Origin of the sequence: Dietzia sp. UBA5065 (assembly GCA_002415925.1) — a bacterium.
Classification (GTDB): Bacteria; Actinomycetota; Actinomycetes; order Mycobacteriales; family Mycobacteriaceae; genus Dietzia.
Window position 1 is genome coordinate 27,746 of sequence record DIAZ01000140.1, and the last position, 16,420, is coordinate 44,165.

Below are 16,420 nucleotides of genomic sequence, written 5' to 3' on the forward strand. Positions count from 1 at the left end.
AGTGAAACCGGTTCCCGTGTGGGCCGATCGCGGTGTCCCACGTATCGTGGAGAGGTTGCCGCGCGAGTTTCGCCGTCTCACGAACAAAGGATGACCGGTACCCATGAGCCCCATGTCGACCATCCCGCCGACGATCGCCCGTTCGTGGCTGCTCCTGCCCGCCGACAAGTCCGACCGCTTCGACGCCGCCGTGAACTCGGAGATGGACGTGGTGGTGCTGGACGTGGAGGACGGCTGCCGCCAGTCGGAGAAGGAGCGCGCGCGCCGCGAGGTCCGGCAGTGGCTCGAGGCCGGCAACCACGCGTGGATCCGGATCAACGACGTCCGCTCCCCCGAGTGGGAGAAGGACCTCATGGCGCTCGGGCACTGCCCCGGCCTGGACGGCGTGATGCTGGCCAAGACCGAGAACCCCGAGCACGTCTCGCTCACCGCCGCGCGGCTGGCCGCGAACACCCCGATCGTCGCGCTGGTCGAGTCCGCCGACGGGCTGGCCGCCGCCACGGAGATCGCCAAGACCGACCAGGTGGTGCGCCTGGCCTTCGGGATCGGCGACTACCGCCGCGACACCGGCATCGGCTCCTCGCAGATCGCCATGGCCTACACCCGCTCCCAGTTCGTGGTGTCCAGCCGGGTCGCGCGCGTGGCCCCGCCGATCGACGGGCCCACCATCTCCAACGACACCCAGGTGCTCATGGACGCCGCCGAGCACGCGGTGGAGATGGGCATGACCGGCAAACTCTGCCTGCGGGTGGATCAGGCCCCGTACATCAACGAGGTGCTGTCCCCCTCCGCCGCCGACGTCTCGTGGGCCGAGTCCGTGATCGACGAGCTGGGCCCCGGGGGCGAACGCGCCCGCGACGGCGCCGACCTGCCGCGGCTGGCGCGGGCGCAGAAGATCGCGCGGCTGGCCAAGGCCTACGCCGTGGTGCGCTGACGCCCCTCGCCGCCTCCCCCGATGGGGCCGGAGGTCAGCGGGGCGTGCGAAGGTGACGTGTGGACCAGCAGGCAATACCGGTCTGGACTCCCTCCACGAACCGCGTGCAATCCGGACTTCGCGACCTCATCGCCCACCAGGGCCCCGCGGTCACCTGCGGGGTCTACCGGCGACGGTCCGCGGGCGCCGAGTATTCGGGCGGGGGACCTGGCGCCGAGGCCGTACAGCGGCAGAGGCGCCGTCATCGTGGTGCTCCGAGACCCCTGGGTCCTCTGCGTCCAGCGTCACCGTTGCTCCCGCCAGGTACCGCACCATCGCGTTGACCATGGCTGCGACCGGGACGGCGAACAGCGCGCCCCCGATGCCCAGAAGATAGGTGCCGGAGGTGACGACCACGATCACCGCGAGCGGGTGCAGCGCCACCGCATGCCCCATGAGAAACGGTTGCAGCACGTGGGACTCGATCTGATGGACCACCACCACCACCACGATCATCGCCAACGCGACCCACGGCCCCTTGTCGACAAGCGCGATGAGCGCTGGAACCAGGCCGGAGAGCAACGCACCGATGATGGGGATGAACGAGCCGAGAAACACGATCACAACGATCGGCACGAGAAACGGCACGCCCAGAACCGCGGCACCGATGCCGATGCCGGTGGCGTTGATGGCGGCCACCACGAGCTGCATCCGGGTGTAGGCCCCCAGGCTCGACCAGCCCTCCCGGAATGCCCGGTCGATGTCATGCCGCCCGGCTGCGGGCAGCCACCGGACGAAGAACGCCCACAGCATTTCACCGTGGTAGAGGAAGAAGAACAGGGCGATGAGGCAGATGAGCGTCCCGGCCACTGCGTCGAGGGCGGTCTGCCCGGCCGCCAGCGCGCCGGTCGTCAACTCGGTGGAGTGCGTGCTGACCACCGAACGCGCCTGATCGAGCCCGGCCTGAAGACGATCGGCCGTGAGGTGAAGCGGACCAGTGGACAACCACGCGAGTACCGAATCGGCGCCGGCGTGCAGTCGATCCCGCATCTCCGGCAGACCACTGGCCACCTGGGTGGTGACCAGACTCAGGCCCCCGACCACGACGGCGATCACCAGCAGGATGACGCCCAATGCCGCCAGCGAGCGTGGGAGAACCACCGCGATCTTGTCGACGAGCGGCCGCAGCATCGCCGCCAGGAGCACGGCAACCGCCAACGGCGCGACGACCACGGCCAGACTCCCCACCGCCTGGACGACGAGCCAACCCCCCCGCGGCGATGAGCAGCAGGCACGCCGACCATGCCGCGGTGAGAAGCACCCCGTAGGGCAGGTGCGCCCGATCAATGCGACCTGCCCGCGAATGATTTCGCATCGCCCCATTCTATTCCGCCTCGCACCAGGACGCGGCCGGCGGCAGCGGGCGACCGGGAGCCTGTGCCCGAATCGGGGCACGTCGGTACGGCCGCCCACCCGGCTGCCATACATTCGACGCTCCATCGGCTCTCCGGCAACGACGCGCTGCGTGGTCGACCCTGAGCACTTCACCGACCGACGTGGCGGCACTTCCAGCTCGGGTGTCGCGGTTCGCCTGCGATGCCGACGCGATTTTGACAGCGTTCTGGGGGTCGGCGATGCGTGCCCACGCGCTGCCGATGACAGTGACGGTGGACCCTGCTCACGGGAGGTGCCAGGCCGATGCCCCGCGCGCAAAGCGACTCCCGCGAGGCCCGCGGCCCCACCTTTGCTCAGCTCCCAGGCGTCGTTCCGGCCCACCGCCCGGCATCCTCCTCTCAGGAGGCCGCCGCTCGGGTCCTGATCGGCCTGTACGTCGTGGCGTCGTTGCTCGCCTTGTGGGCCTGGGCGGTCAAACCCCGGACCCTGACCCGGTGGACCGCAATCGTGTTCACCAATCTGAATGTCCCGTTCACCCTGTCGTTCGTCTCGGTGGCGGTGCTTGGCCTCGTGGCCGGCGCGCTCGTTCGGCGCAAACGCCTGGCGCTGTGGGCGGTGTTCGGGTTCCAGTTGTCGGGCACGCTGGTTTCACTGGCCTCCGTTGCCGCCCACTGGGCGCCTGCCGGGTCACTGCCTGCCTCGCTGGCCAGCGCTCTGTGGTCTCCACGTGAGCCGTCGAACGTGCTCCTGGAAATCGGTGGTCTACTCGTCTCGTTGTTCCTCGCGGCGGCGGTCTGGTGGCTGCGCCCGTCCTTCCCCGCGCGGACGGCGCCAGCGGCCTGGTGGCGCTCATCCCTGGCCGTGGTGGCCGGTTACGCGCTCACCCTCGCCACGGTCTCTTTTCTCATCCGCGGGAACCGGTCCGTGGTGGACGCCCAGCACCCGACCTGGCGGGTCGTCGATGCGGCGATGCGAGAGGCTCTGGGCTTCAACTTGACCCGCGATCAGCAGATCCTCGCCGCCCTGGGCCGCATTCCACTCATCGCCGAGTCGCTGCTCAGCGTCACCCTCGTTCTCTCCATCTGGAACTTCCTGCGGTCGGTGCGACCAGTCGGCGCCTGGGACGGTCAGACCGAGGTTCGGGTACGCAGCCTGCTGGCCGCTCATGGTGGGGACGACTCGCTCGGCTACTTCGCCACCCGCCGCGACAAATCCTTCGTCTTCTCCGGTGACGGGCGGGCGGTCATCGCGTTTCGAGTGGTCGGCTCCGTGTGTCTGGCATCGGGGGACCCGGTCGGCGACTACAGGTCATGGCACGCCGCGGTGGCGGAATGGCTACGCATGTGTCGCGCTTACGGCTGGGTCCCGGCCGGGACGAGTCTGTCCGAGCGCGGCGCGCGCGCCCTTGGCGAGGTGGGCCTGGGCGCACTCATCCTGGGGGACGAGGCCATTGTCGACCCCGATCGGTTCACCCTCGACGACACCTCGATGACACCGGTGCGGCGCGCGGTCAACCATGCCCGCAAAAAGGGCCTCACGCTTCGCGTCAGATACCACGACGACCTGGGCGACGACGAGATGTCCCAGATCCGAGGGTTTGCGGACACATGGCGGGTCGGGGGCGCGGAACGGGGCTTCTCCATGGCCCTGGGCCGCCTCGGAGATCCCGCCGATGGCAAGTGCGTATTGGTGAGCGCCCATGACGCGGACGGCGGACCCGTCGCTCTGCTGTCGTTCGTACCGTGGGGCCGCACCGGCCTGTCCCTCGATCTCATGCGGCGCCGCCCTGACGCGCCCACGGGCGTGAACGAGTTCATGATCTCAGGACTGATGACCGCTGCCGGGGACCTCGGAATCTCCCGGGTCTCGCTCAACTTCGCTGTCCTGCGCAGCACGTTCGCCGTCGCCGAGGAGTTCGGCTCGAGCCCGATCGCGCGCGCCAGCAGCTCGACCCTTCACCTACTCGACAGGTTCACCCAGATCGAGAGCCTGTACCGGAACAATGACAAGTACCAACCCACCTGGGTGCCCCGCTACGCGTGCATCGAGGCACCGATCGACTTCCCACGCGTCGCATTCGCGATCGGTCGGGCCGAGGGGTTCATCCCGACCCTGAGTCGACCAGGCGAGAGTTCTCATCACTTGACGGCCGGCGAACTCGACGACATCCGTGCCCTGCGCTCCCCCGTCATCGACCTGGGCGGGCTGACACCGCTCCGCGGCGATCAGACCCGGCAGCGCCTGCGCCATCTCGACGAACTGCGGGCCGCCGGCCACGACCCCTACCCCGTCGGCATCACCGGCGCCACCCGCCTGGCGCGGATCGACCCGAACCTCATCGGCGGCCTCCCCGGGGCCGGGCAGCCAGCGCGCATCACCGCCCGTGTCCGCGGCGTGCGCCGGCACGGCGGGGTGGTCTTCATCGATCTCATCGACGAGTTCAGCAGCGTCCAGGCGATCGCTGAACGCGGCCGGCTCGCAGCAGGCGAGTTGCGCCTGCTCGGCCGCTGCCTCGACGTGGGCGACATGATCATCCTCGACGGCCGGTGGGGGGCATCTCGCAGCGGCACGCGTTCTCTGCTCGTCTCGGAATGGGCGATCATCGCCAAGGCCCTGCACCCGATCCCCTATCATCGCCGCGGGGCCACGGAGTCCTCCAGCGATGTGGGATCGAGGCTGCGACACCGGTCCGACGACCTCCTGGTGCACCCGGGTCGGCTCACGCTGATCCGTTCCCGCGCAGACGCGCTCACCGCCCTGAGGGCAACACTCGCGGCCGAGGGTTACCGCGAGGTCGAGACCCCGATCCTGAGCGCCGTCCACGGCGGCGCCAACGCCCGCCCCTTCCACACCTGGTCGAACAACTACAGAACCGGGCTCGTCCTGCGAATCGCCCCGGAGTTGCAGCTCAAGCGCCTCCTCGTGGCCGGGATGGGACCCCTCTACGAGATGGGGCGCAGTTTCCGCAACGAGGGTGCCGACGCCACCCACAATCCCGAGTTCACCTCTCTCGAGGTGTACCTCCCTCTGGGCGACTACACCGACATGCGCCACCTGGCCGAGCGGTTGGTGAAGAACGCGGCCCGCGCCGTCCACGGCCACGAGGCGCTCCCCCTGGTGATGAGGCACGAGCTCGCTCGCCACGACGGCGCCCCGGCCGCCCGGCCGCCCGGGCTCGTGGACATCTCAGGGCCGTGGCCGGTCGTGACTGTGTGCGAGGCGGTCTCATCCACGGTGGGACGCGCGGTCGACCAGCACACCGGGATAGAGACACTGCTGTCCCTCGCCCGCGAGCACGACGTCGCCGTCGCCGATCACATGGGCCCCGGCGCGGTACTGGAAGAGCTCTACGGCGAGCTCGTCGAACCAACCACCCGCTACCCCACCTTCTACACCGACTTCCCGGCCGAGACCTCGCCGCTGGCGGCGCCGCACCGGACGGAACCGGGGCTGAGCGAGCGTTGGGACCTGGTGATCGCGGGAATGGAGCTGGGAACCGCGTACTCCGAACTCACCGACCCGATCGAACAGCGACGCCGCCTCGCCGAACAGTCCTACAGGGCCGCTCATGGCGACCTGGAGGCGATGGAAGTCGATGAGGACTTCCTCCACGCCCTCGAGATCGGAATGCCTCCCGCAGGCGGGCTCGGGATCGGCATCGATCGACTGCTCATGGCGATCACCGGATCGATGATCCGGGACGTCCTGGCCTTCCCCTTCGCCCGAAGCACGCCATGACCAGCCCGGGACATGCCGAGCGGCGAGATGACTCTCGCGCCGACCGTCCTGGACACGCTGGACGATCGGTCGGCGACCATGAACGGTCACGCGGGCGTCGGCGTGGGACACGAGAACCCCCGTGGTGGACGTGGGCCGGTGACACGCCACGTCCCACCCGGCGGGGCCGGAGGTCAGCGGGGTGAGGCTCCGGTGACCAGTGGCAGGGCGGGGTCGCCGGCCCACGCGCTCATCGAGCCGTCGTACACCGCCACGTCGTCCCGCCCGGCCAGGGCGAGGGCGTGCGCCAGCCCGGTCGCCGCGATCCCGCCGCCGCAGTAGGTCACGACGCGCGTGTCGGAGTCGAGCAGGCCGGCCGCCTCGAACTCCGGGCGCAGCTCCTCGATCGGCCGCAGCGTGCCCGTCTCGGCCTCGCGCAGCGTGAACACCGACACGTTGATGCTGCCGGGGATGTGTCCGCGCCGGGCGTAGGTGTCCACCTCGCCGCGGTAGGTGGCCTCGTCCAGGACGTTGACCAGCACGGTCTTCTCGTCGTCGAGTCCGGCGGCGACCTCCTCGGTGGAGCGGATCAGCTCCGGGCGTCGGGTGCCGGTGAAGGTGCGGGGGGTGGGCTCGGGCACGACGTCGGTCACCTCGTAGCCGGCCGCCTTCCACGCGGGGAGCCCGCCGTCGAGGACCGTGACCCGGTCGAATCCCTCGTAGCGGAGGTGCCACCACAGGCGGGTGGCCCAGTAGCGGTCGCCCTGGTCGTAGACCACCACGCGCACGTCGTCCCCGATCCCCAGGGCGCCGGCGGCGGCGGCAAAGCGCTCGTGGTCCGGTGCGGTCCAGTCGTACGCGCCGGCCGGGTCGGCGAAGTCCACCAGGAGCTCGGCGAACACCGCGCCGGGGATGTGCTCGGCGCGGTAGGTGGCCTCCCCCGATTCCGGGACGTAGGGGCCGTCGGTGGGGACGGGCAGGATGGTGGTGGCGTCGACGACGACGAGGTCCCGGTCGTCCAGGTGGCGGTGCAGCCACTCGGCGCTGACCTGAAGTGGCAGAGGGGATCCCATGATGGTCCTTTCCTTGTGCGGGGGCGACACCACGCGCTGAGGTGACACCGCCGAGCGTAGGGACGCGCCGCGGTTGTGGCACGGGATGCCATCGCCGGGATCGGAACTGTCGACCCCGGACCGCGTCGTGGTGTAGCCCCCCGCACGGCCCGGCCGACCACCGCCGATGGTCGACGAACGGGCCGAGGGCCGCCGCCACTTCGGACTCGCAGACCTCAGCCGCGGCCGACCTTCTCTGACCACCGACACCGGCACCGGCCCGAAGACGGAAGTGAGCACCGATGAACTGATGCAACTACCCGCCTGATCACCATCGAAGGATCAAAAAAACAGTGACACCACTTTCAGGGGCTTGACCAGTTGGCACGATAATCACTTCGGGCGTAGCAAAAGTGCATCAGATGTTGTACTTTCGTGCCGTGCCCATGAATGATCGTGTCCGTGCCCTCGTGGGGCTTGCTGCGGAGCAGGATGGTCTAGTGACGAGCAGACAGGCTCGGTCGCAAGTCGGCACCACTCCACAAGATCTCAAGCGACTAGCTGATTCCGGAGTGCTGGAAAGACTCCATCACGGGATCTACCGCCTCACCCGCCTTCCCAACGACGAGCATCTCAATGAGCGTCTTGCATGGATGGCGCTCGACCAGAGCACGGTGAACTGGGAGCGGCTCGATCAGGCTGTACCCACGGGGGTTCTGTCCCATCGAACAGCGGCGCGGCTTCTGCACCTGGGCGATCTGGATGCGGACGAAGTGGAGCTTTCCACCACCCGCAGAATCAGACTGACTATCCCCGGCGTGGTGACCCACCGGGCCGAGCTAGAACGCCACGACTGGCAGGTAGTCGACCGACTTCCAGTGACGACAGCGCTCCGCACGATCCGCGACCTGGCCGCCGCGGCGCTAGACGCCGGACACCTTGCCTCGATCGTCCGTGACGCCCTCATCCGCGACCTGAGCACAGTAGATGAAGTCACGGAGACACTCTCGCCCTTCGCTTTCAGTTACGGCCACCGAGCGCTCGACGGCCAAGGGTTCCTCAACGCCCTGATTGCCGAAGCTGGTGTATCCACCACCGCACTGGCAATGGCGGACATCGTGCGCAGACAGTCAGCTGTCCCAATCAGCCAGTGGGCCAGCACGGCCCAGGGGCTGAATCCGATGATCTCCGAGCAGCTCACACGCCAAATAACTCAGCTCAGCACAGCCTCGGCACGCGCGCTACGGGACGAGATGAGTGGTGTGCAACTGCCCTCCATGCCGGACGTCAAGTTCACCGCCGCCGACAACGCCCGACTCTCAGAGGCGTTCAAAACAATGGATGCAACGGCTGGGGCCAGAGGCGCCCTAGAGCGCTTCTGGGAAGGTCGCCAGTGAGCCCGGCCGCGAGAACGCCCGCAGCCGTCCGGGCATCGGTGACCGACCGATTGAAAGCCCAGGCCCGCCAACAAGGCCAGAACGACCAGAGAGCGCGTCGCCGCTTCGTGATGTCCCGTTTTCTAGCCAGGATCTTCGACGCTGACCCCTACGGATGGGTCCTCAAGGGCGGCGTCGGCATGATGGTGCGCCTACCGCACGCCCGCTACAGCCACGACATCGATCTTCTGGTCACCGACGAGACAGTCGATTCCATTGACGAACTCAGTCGTATCGCCCGCGACCACCATCTAGATCACTTTCGCTTTGAACTCACTCGCCCGCGACGAATCGCTGGCGACAAAGGCACGACCGTTACCGTGACCGCCTCCCTGGGCGGACGACCATTCGACACTTTCTCGATCGATATCGTCACCAGTCGACGTCCGCTCGTCGGGGCTATCGAACGCCACCCACTCCCCCGGCTCATCGACACCGACGACTTCACACCCGAGGGAACCGTCCAGCTCTACCCACTCGCCGATCAGATTGCCGACAAGCTGTGCGCTCTGTACGAGACGTTCGGCCCGACTCGTCGCCCATCCGGACGCTTCCGTGACCTCGTCGACCTGCTTCTCATCAGCGCATACCTGCCAATCGATCTCGAGCCGGCAGTTGCCGCCGTAGAACGAGAGCGACACCTTCGGAACATCTCCGCCATGCCCGACACCGTCGTCTCACCGGGACCCGCATGGACGACGCAGTGGACTGCAACCGCCAAAAGTAGCCCCCTCACCACCGAGCACTATGACCTCGACACCGCACTCACCGACGCCGGCCGCTGCTACAACAGGATCCTCCAATCACTCCCCTCTGCTGACACACCAGCCGTCTGGGAACATCGCACTTCCCAATGGCGAGAGAACTTCAGCCAGCAGTGAACCGCCTGTCCGAATTCAGGGCGACAGTCCGCCCCGTCGTACGGTGCCAGGCCTTGCGGCCGCATCCGCCAGCTCGGCTTGCTGCGTGCGCCGCTCCGCGCGTCTACGTTCGACGTATGAGCGGGTGGCCGGATCGTGGGCGATGCGGGTCAGGACCGCCATGTGCAGGGCGCGATTGAGTCGACTATCCCCGCCGCGATTGAGCCGGTGCCGCACGGTGTTCCCGGATGATGCGGGGATGGGATCGACGCCTGCGAGCGAGGCGAACGCAGCCTCGGATCGCACTCGATCGTGATGTGACCAGACGGTCAGGCAGACGGCGGCCGTCACAGGCCCCACGCCGGTCTCACTTGGCAATGACGCGGCCTGGCTGGCCTTGACGAGCTCGGTCATTCGGGAACTTTGGCGGCGAGTTGCTCGTCGAGTTCGGCCACGCGTTTGGCGAGACGGATGGCCTCGCTTCGGGCGATGGCGACACCGAGGCCCTCATCACGTGCACGCCACCGGGTGATGGTGGCAAGCTGCGTGCCTGTCAGCGCTCGGCGGGCGTCGACGCCGAGATCGGCGATACGCAGCAGCGCGATCCGTGCGTAGATGGTGACGGTCGTAGGTCATACGGTCAGCGGGCGGCCACAAGGATCCGCAACGCGGCTCGTACCCCGTCAGCCATGCGCGGACGGCGCAATTGGCGCGAGGCCCACTAAATCGCGCGAGCCATCCCCCGGAGGAGGTGGGGAATCGGGCGGTGTCGACGCCGGACCGCGTCGTGGTGTAGCCCCCCGCACGGCCCGGGCGACCCCCGCCGATGGGCGACGACCCCGGCCCCGCGCAGCGCGGGGCGGGGCCGTCGGAGGGCTGCGCGGAGCTGCCTGCCCGTCGCCTGCGGGTCAGCCCCAGCCCTGGGCGGCGCGGCGGTCGGCGTCGGCCATGCCCTGGTTGCCGTGGCTCGCCGCCCGCGAGATCTCCGCGAGCATCGCCTGCAGCGCCGCCGCGGCCTGGTCCCAGTCGCTCTGGTGTGCCTGGTAGGCGACCGCGGCGTCGCCCTCCCACTCGGCGACGAGCGGAGCGAGATACGACTTGAGGTCGTCGAGCGTCGTGCGCAGCGCGGTGGAGGCCGAGCCGACCTGGCCGACGAGCGACTCGATCGGGCCGTGGTTGTAGGTGATCTGCCCTGAGCTCATGATGATTCTCCCGGTGATGGTGAGGTGCGGTGTCAGATGTTGAGCGGACCGGAGGCGCCGGCCCGGACGATCATCTGGGCGGAGTCCTGGTCGGCGGCGTCGAACGACGTGCTGTTGGTGCGCATCGTCTCGGAGATCCCGGCGAGCGCCGAGTTGAGCTTCGCGCTCTGCTGTTGCCACTCGGCCATGATCGCGGCGAACCTCGACTGGGCGGCACCCCGCCACACCGAGCCCCCGAGCTGGGATACCGAGTCCCTGACGTTTCCGAGCAGTCGATCGATCTCCAGATTGACGTCGTCGACCCTCTTGGCCGCGGTGTCCATGGTCCCGATGTGGGTGTTGAAGCCCGTCATCTGGTCCTCCCCTGTGGTCCTGCGGAGTCCTGTTCTGGCTCCGTCACAGTGTTCGACGCACCCCGGCGACCGATCGGTTCCACCTCCCCGGAACTTCTTCCCGGTGCGCCGGTCCCGACCCGATCCGATTCAGGCGCCGGAGAAGAGCCACAGAGCCGCCTCCACGGGCGCCAGGTCGGGCACGACGTAGGAGACCAGTCGAACCTGATCACAGGCGTCCACCACCCTCTCGGCGTTGTGACCCCGCGCCAGGACCTCGGTGGACCCGGTGCCTGCTTCGCGCCGCCCGTGACGCAGGGCGGCCACCGCGTCGAGGACTCGCGACACCTCGTCGTCCCGCACCGAATCCAGGCCGGGGTCCCACCGGTGCACCACGGCCCGGTCGACCAGATTCAACCCTCCGCGCGTGCGTTCGACCAGACTCACGGTCGTGAGCGTCAGGCAGGATTCGACGCATACCGCCCAGCGGGCCGACGACGAGGGAAGCGCCTCCGCCGTCACCAGGGCGGAACGCACGATCCGGGGCGACACCCCGAGCGAGCTCGCCGCGGTCGCCACCCGGGCCGTCCGGGTGGCGCCCCAGTTGCTCGGGACGAGGAGGACCGCGTGGTCCCCCTCTTCTGCCCCCGCCCACCGCAGGGCCCGGGACACCGGCGCGGCGAGCAGTTCCGTCACGGGGACCGAGAGCCCGGCCACGTCGAGCCGATCCCGGTGAGCGGCCGCGATCGGATCCGCCAGGCACCGGTCCGGATACCGGGCCGCCACCGCATCGACTCTCTCCGAGCATTCGATACGGTCGCCTCCTGGTGGCAGCGCGGAGCCGTCCGCCCCCGCGACCACGGAGGCGGGTGCCACCACCGAGGAGAGAACCGCCGAGGCCGAAACCGACGCCACCGCCAGCCCGGAACAGGAGAGGTCGACCGCGACGGTCGCTCGGTGATCGGTCACGGCTCGGACAACGCGGTCTGGACGAGTTGCACGCCTCGATCCCGCGTGACCAGACGGCCACGGCCCGCGGGCAGCGGGGCCGGGCGGACGCCGCCGAGCAGCGGGCCCTCCTCACGACTGCCCGACATGATGAGTCCGGCGCCGCCCAGGTCCCGGATCCGGCCGACGACGACGTCGTACAGCGCGCGGGAGGCGCCCGCACTGCGCCGGGCCAGCACCACCGAGAGACCGATGTCGCGGGCGTGCGGCAGGAACGGGGCGAGCGGGGCGAGCGGGTTCCCAGCCGGCGTGACGACCAGGTCGAGGTCGTCGACGAGCAGGTGGATGCGCGGCCCGCTCCACCATGAGCGGGCCCGCAACTCCTCGGGGGTGACGTCTGCGCCCGGCATCCGATCGTCGAGGATCCGGACCAGGTGGTCCACCATTGGCACGAGAGAGGTCTCGGTGGCGGCGTATCCCGCGAGGTGGTCCCCCGCGATCTCACCGAGCATGGTGCGGCGGTAGTCCACCAGGATGAGTTTGGCGGTCTGCGGGCTGTTACCCGACACCAGACCCCGGGCGATGGACCGCAACACCGAGGTCTTGCCGCACTCGGCGTCGCCGAAGACCAGCATCAGCGGGTCGGCCTCCAGATCCGCGTAGACCACCTTGAGGTCGGCCTCGTCGACCCCGAGCGGGACGCGGGTCCGGGCACCGTCGGGGCCCGGCCTCGACAGGCTGGCGACCTGTGCGTACGGCAGGACCCCGGGGAGCATCCGGACGGGAGCCGCACCGGCGTCGCCGAGCATGGCCCGCCACCGCTGCGCCAGGTGCAGGGCTGCGGCGGCGGTCGCGTCGGCGATCCCCTCGGGGTCGACCGACCCGTCGAGCCTGGGTTGATACACGAGCATGTGGTTGCGCTCAGCGGTGAGACCGCGCCCCGGGTCGGCGGGCACGGTCATCGCCACCCGCCTGTCGATCATCGAGTCGGTCGGATCTCCCAGCCGCAACTCCACGCGGGTGCCCAGCGCGTCGCGTAGCGCCGGCCGCAGGTCCGCCCAGCGTGCGACCGACAGAACCACATGGACTCCGTAGGACAACCCGTTCGCCGCGAGACCCAGGACGAGCTGCTCGAGGTCCTCGAACTCGGTCCGGAAGGCCTGCCACCCGTCGATCACCAGGAGAGTGTCGGGGTACTCCGCCACTCGTCGGCCGTTCCTGTCGGTCGTCCGACGTCGCGCCTGGTCCACCGACGTCACGCCCGACTCACGGAACACGATCTCTCGGCGCTTGAGCTCCGTATCCACCTCGGCGACCGTGCGTCGGATCCTCTCCTCCTCGCCGCGCCTGGCCACCCCCCCGACCTGTGGCAACCCGGCCACCGACTGCAGCAGACCGCCCCCCAGGTCCACGATGTACATCGAGAGCCGGTCGGGCGCGGTCGTCGCGGCCGCAGACAGCACCAGGGTGCACAGGGTCGTCGACTTCCCCGACCTGGTCCCACCCACCACGGCGACGTTGCCGTCGGCGCCGGACAGATCCACGTGCCAGGTGTCCCGGCGCTGTTCGAAGGGCAGGTCCACCTCCGCCAGCGCGAATCGCAGGGTGGGCGGCAGGTCGCCCCCCGCCCCGGAGGGCTCGATTCCGACGGCCGCGTCCAGCGAGGCCCCCTCGCCCAACGGTCGAAGCCACACCTCGTGGGCGGGCCGACCGTGCCCGGAGAGCCGAGCGACCAGCACGTCGAGCAGGCTCGCCGCGTCGTCCCGGTCCCCCTGACCTGGCCCGGTCACGGGTCCGGACGACTTCCCGGCGACCTCGCCGGCGCCTAGGCCGCGGGCCGCCGGGACCGGTGAGGGTACGGGCATGTACCAGGATGAGAACGCCCGCACCGCGGCGCGGGCCACGGGAGTGGCCACGGAGGAACCATCGAGCCGTCGGTCCTCCCGGTACGGGCCGGAGACATAGGCGGCGTCGAACCGTACGGGGTCGCCGGCGTCGACCTTGAGGTAGCCCGCCCCGGGGGTGGCGGGCAGGTGGTAGGCGTCGGTCACACCGAGGACCGTGCGTGACTCCGTCGCGGAGAACGTCTTCAGCGCGATCCGGTAGGACAGGTGGCTGTCGAGTCCCCGGAGACGTCCCTCCTCCAGCCGCTGGGACGCCAGCAGGAGATGGATGTGCAGGCTGCGGCCGAGTCTGCCGATGGTGAGGAAGAGCTCGGCGAACTCGGGTTTGGAGGACAGCAGCTCGGAGAACTCGTCCACCACGATCACCAGGGCGGGAAGCGGGTCCAGAGGGGCTCCCTTTGCCCGCGCGGCTTCGTACTCGCCGACGTTGGCGTAGTTGCCGGCCGCGCGCAGCACCTCCTGGCGCCGGGTGAGCTCGCCCTCGAGCGCATCCCGCATGCGGTCGACCATGGTCATCTCGGCCTGCAGGTTGGTGATCACAGCCGCCACATGTGCCAACGACTCCAGACCGAGGAAGGTCGCGCCGCCCTTGAAGTCCACCAGGACCAGGTTGAGTGCGTCCGGGTCATGAGTCGCGACCAAGCCCAGGACCAGCGTGCGCAGGAACTCCGATTTTCCCGAGCCTGTCGCGCCGATACACAGTCCGTGTGGACCCATGCCGCCGTGCGCCGCCTCCTTGAGGTCCAGTTCGACCGGAGCGCCGTCCGGACTCACCCCCACGGGAACCCTCAGTCGGTCGCGGCCGCCCCGCCTTCTCCACGCCACGGCCGGGTCGACCTGGGTGGCCAAGCCGATTCCCAGCAGGTCCGGCAGACCCGGTGTGCGACGGGTCGAGGTCGAGCCGTCGGCGTTGGTCACGGTGTCGGCGGGCCGGTACCGGGCCAGCGCCATGGCGACCCGCTCGGCTTCGGGCCGACTCATCGTGTCGACCCGCGCGATCTCCTCGTCCCCGGATTCGGTGCGGACCAGGGCGCGACGGTCGTCGTCGACCCGGATGCACAGTCCCCTCCGCAGCGCGAGAGCGCGCAGCTGCCCGGCTCGGCTGCCGGAGACCTCGATCACCGTCACCGCGTCGAGTCCGTCTTCGGCGAGGAGACGCTCGGCGCCCGTGACGCCGACCCCGTCCACGACGACGACGAGGTGCCGCACACCCGGACGGAGGGGCTCGCTCGGGGAGAACGAGGACCGCTCCGCCAGATCGGAGGCGAGCATCGACTCCACACCGGCCAGCGAGAACTCGGTGAGTCGCACCCGTCCGCCGCCGTCGGTGTAGGTCGGGTGTTGGTGGTGCGGGAGCCACTTGAGCCATTCCCAGGCCTGTCGGGCGTGACCCTCGCTCGCTGCGACGGCCAGCCGGACGTGGTCCGGTCCGTGGGAGACCACGAGACCGGAGAGCATCGCGCGGACGGCGGAGCGCACCACGTCGACGTCGCCGTCCAGGGAGATCGCCGGGAACGCCCTCAGCTCCAGCGCCACGGGAAGGTCGTCGACCACCGAGTGCACGCGGACAAAGCGTTTCATGCTCACCACGGAGACCGGCTCGAGGTCATCCACAGGGCCGGTGTCGGGCACGGACAGCCTGGTCGCCAGGCTCTGCCGACCGGGGCCCACGCGGACGGTGAGGTACTCCGGGTCGTCCCTCCCCCGCTCCCACATCCGGGGCGTGCCGATCAGCGACGGAAGCTCCACCGGATCCGGGTGGCGCCACAGGGCCCTCGCACGCTGGGCGGCGGCGGTCTCGCGGACCGCGTCGCGGGTCTGGCCCAGGTAGCGCAGGTAGTCCTTGCGCAGTTCGTCCGTCTCGGCGGTCGTGTTCCCCCCGGACAGCGTTCCGGCGAGCACGCCCACCGCGGACACCGCCATCATCACCGGGAACAGCAGGAACATCGGGTTGCGCATCATTCCCGTGCGCATCATCACCACGACCATGCCGCCCACCGCGACGACCATGACGACCGGTAGCAGAATCTGGACGAGGGACCGCGGCGTCGGCCTCGGGAGGACTGGCGGCGCCTGCAGCGTCAGTTCACCACTCGGCTCGGGTGGTGGCTCGAGCCTCTCGGCAGGCGTGAAGACCACGTCCCCCATGCCAGGCAGCCTCCTCGTCCGTCTCCCCGCTTCTCCCGTTGCCGGCGAGGTGGCGACCCCGTGAGCGCGCACCGCCGTCGACAATGGTCGCCGTATCGATCACGGATGCTAGGCCAGCGCACGTCCCGGCGGGTACGCCACCCGGACGGGTCGGCATCCGGTGGGGACGGCGAGTCGAGCGGGAGGACCGGGTGTGACGGAGCAGAGCGGAATGGGGATCGCGGCCGGCGTGGAACCCTTGGACCAGCGGCGTGTGTCGATCGTGTGCCGCAGGACCCGGGTGGATCTCAGCCTGCCCGCCCACCTCGAACTCGTCGCGGTCATCCCCGAGGTCGTGGACCTGGTTCGCAACCATGTCCGCACGTCCGCCGGGCCGGCCACGGGCATCGACGTCGACGCCCGGATGGGCGGCGACGCGGGTGGCTCCTGGCAGCTGTCACGACTGGCGGGCGGGCCCCTGGCCGTGTCCGAGACGCTGGCCCAGCAACGGGTCCACGACGGCGAGATCCTCAT

At 69.5% G+C, this 16,420-nt stretch carries 11 protein-coding genes and 2 pseudogenes; 6 read left to right on the forward strand and 7 right to left on the reverse strand.

What is annotated here, in order from left to right:
- Positions 1–112 precede the first annotated feature (112 nt).
- Positions 113–934 (forward strand): HpcH/HpaI aldolase/citrate lyase family protein, encoded by an 822-nt coding sequence (locus tag B4M60_RS11245; protein WP_291083821.1) that lies wholly within the window; start codon positions 113–115, stop codon positions 932–934.
- A gap of 150 nt (positions 935–1,084) precedes the next feature.
- Here the strand turns inward: B4M60_RS11245 and B4M60_RS11250 are convergent, their stop codons facing one another.
- Positions 1,085–2,413 carry an AI-2E family transporter gene (locus B4M60_RS11250; RefSeq protein ID WP_291083765.1) on the reverse strand — a complete coding sequence of 443 codons (1,329 nt, stop codon included), beginning with the start codon at positions 2,411–2,413 and terminating at the stop codon, positions 1,085–1,087.
- 198 nt (positions 2,414–2,611) lie between these two features.
- Between B4M60_RS11250 and lysX the strand changes: the two genes are divergently transcribed.
- On the forward strand, positions 2,612–6,046 hold the full coding sequence (gene lysX, locus B4M60_RS11255) for a bifunctional lysylphosphatidylglycerol synthetase/lysine--tRNA ligase LysX (protein ID WP_291083768.1): 3,435 nt from the start codon (positions 2,612–2,614) through the stop codon (positions 6,044–6,046).
- A gap of 173 nt (positions 6,047–6,219) precedes the next feature.
- On the opposite strand, the gene B4M60_RS11260 is transcribed toward lysX, so the two are convergent.
- Positions 6,220–7,098 carry a sulfurtransferase gene (locus B4M60_RS11260; protein WP_291083771.1) on the reverse strand — a complete coding sequence of 293 codons (879 nt, stop codon included), beginning with the start codon at positions 7,096–7,098 and terminating at the stop codon, positions 6,220–6,222.
- A 172-nt stretch (positions 7,099–7,270) separates the two neighbouring features.
- Between B4M60_RS11260 and B4M60_RS15750 the strand changes: the two are divergent.
- The 3 genes and pseudogenes from B4M60_RS15750 to B4M60_RS11270 form a co-directional block, all read left to right on the forward strand.
- A pseudogene (locus B4M60_RS15750) lies at positions 7,271–7,405 on the forward strand (IS256 family transposase); the annotation flags it as partial.
- Positions 7,406–7,499: 94 nt separating this feature from the next.
- Positions 7,500–8,474 (forward strand): type IV toxin-antitoxin system AbiEi family antitoxin domain-containing protein, encoded by a 975-nt coding sequence (locus tag B4M60_RS11265; RefSeq protein WP_291083774.1) that lies wholly within the window; start codon positions 7,500–7,502, stop codon positions 8,472–8,474.
- A complete protein-coding gene (locus B4M60_RS11270) occupies positions 8,471–9,394 on the forward strand; it encodes a nucleotidyl transferase AbiEii/AbiGii toxin family protein (RefSeq protein ID WP_291083777.1) in 924 nt (307 codons plus the stop codon). Before B4M60_RS11265 ends, B4M60_RS11270 begins: the two co-directional genes overlap by 4 nt.
- 93 nt (positions 9,395–9,487) lie before the next feature.
- Here the strand turns inward: B4M60_RS11270 and B4M60_RS15730 are convergent.
- The 5 genes and pseudogenes from B4M60_RS15730 to eccCa all read right to left on the reverse strand — a co-directional run.
- Positions 9,488–10,085, reverse strand: a pseudogene (locus tag B4M60_RS15730) (transposase); the annotation flags it as partial.
- Between the two features lie 196 nt (positions 10,086–10,281).
- The gene (locus B4M60_RS11280; protein WP_291083783.1) at positions 10,282–10,575 is read right to left on the reverse strand and encodes a WXG100 family type VII secretion target; all 294 of its coding nucleotides are present in this window, start codon (positions 10,573–10,575) and stop codon (positions 10,282–10,284) included.
- A 32-nt stretch (positions 10,576–10,607) separates the two neighbouring features.
- On the reverse strand, positions 10,608–10,928 hold the full coding sequence (locus tag B4M60_RS11285; RefSeq protein WP_291083786.1) for a WXG100 family type VII secretion target: 321 nt from the start codon (positions 10,926–10,928) through the stop codon (positions 10,608–10,610).
- A gap of 129 nt (positions 10,929–11,057) precedes the next feature.
- The gene (locus B4M60_RS11290; protein ID WP_291083789.1) at positions 11,058–11,693 is read right to left on the reverse strand and encodes a hypothetical protein; all 636 of its coding nucleotides are present in this window, start codon (positions 11,691–11,693) and stop codon (positions 11,058–11,060) included.
- Between the two features lie 179 nt (positions 11,694–11,872).
- A complete protein-coding gene (gene eccCa / locus B4M60_RS11295) occupies positions 11,873–15,907 on the reverse strand; it encodes a type VII secretion protein EccCa (protein ID WP_291083792.1) in 4,035 nt (1,344 codons plus the stop codon).
- A gap of 193 nt (positions 15,908–16,100) precedes the next feature.
- On the opposite strand from eccCa, the gene B4M60_RS11300 reads away from it, so the two are divergent.
- The coding region (locus B4M60_RS11300; protein WP_291083795.1) for an EsaB/YukD family protein at positions 16,101–16,420 on the forward strand (320 nt) is incomplete at its 3' end.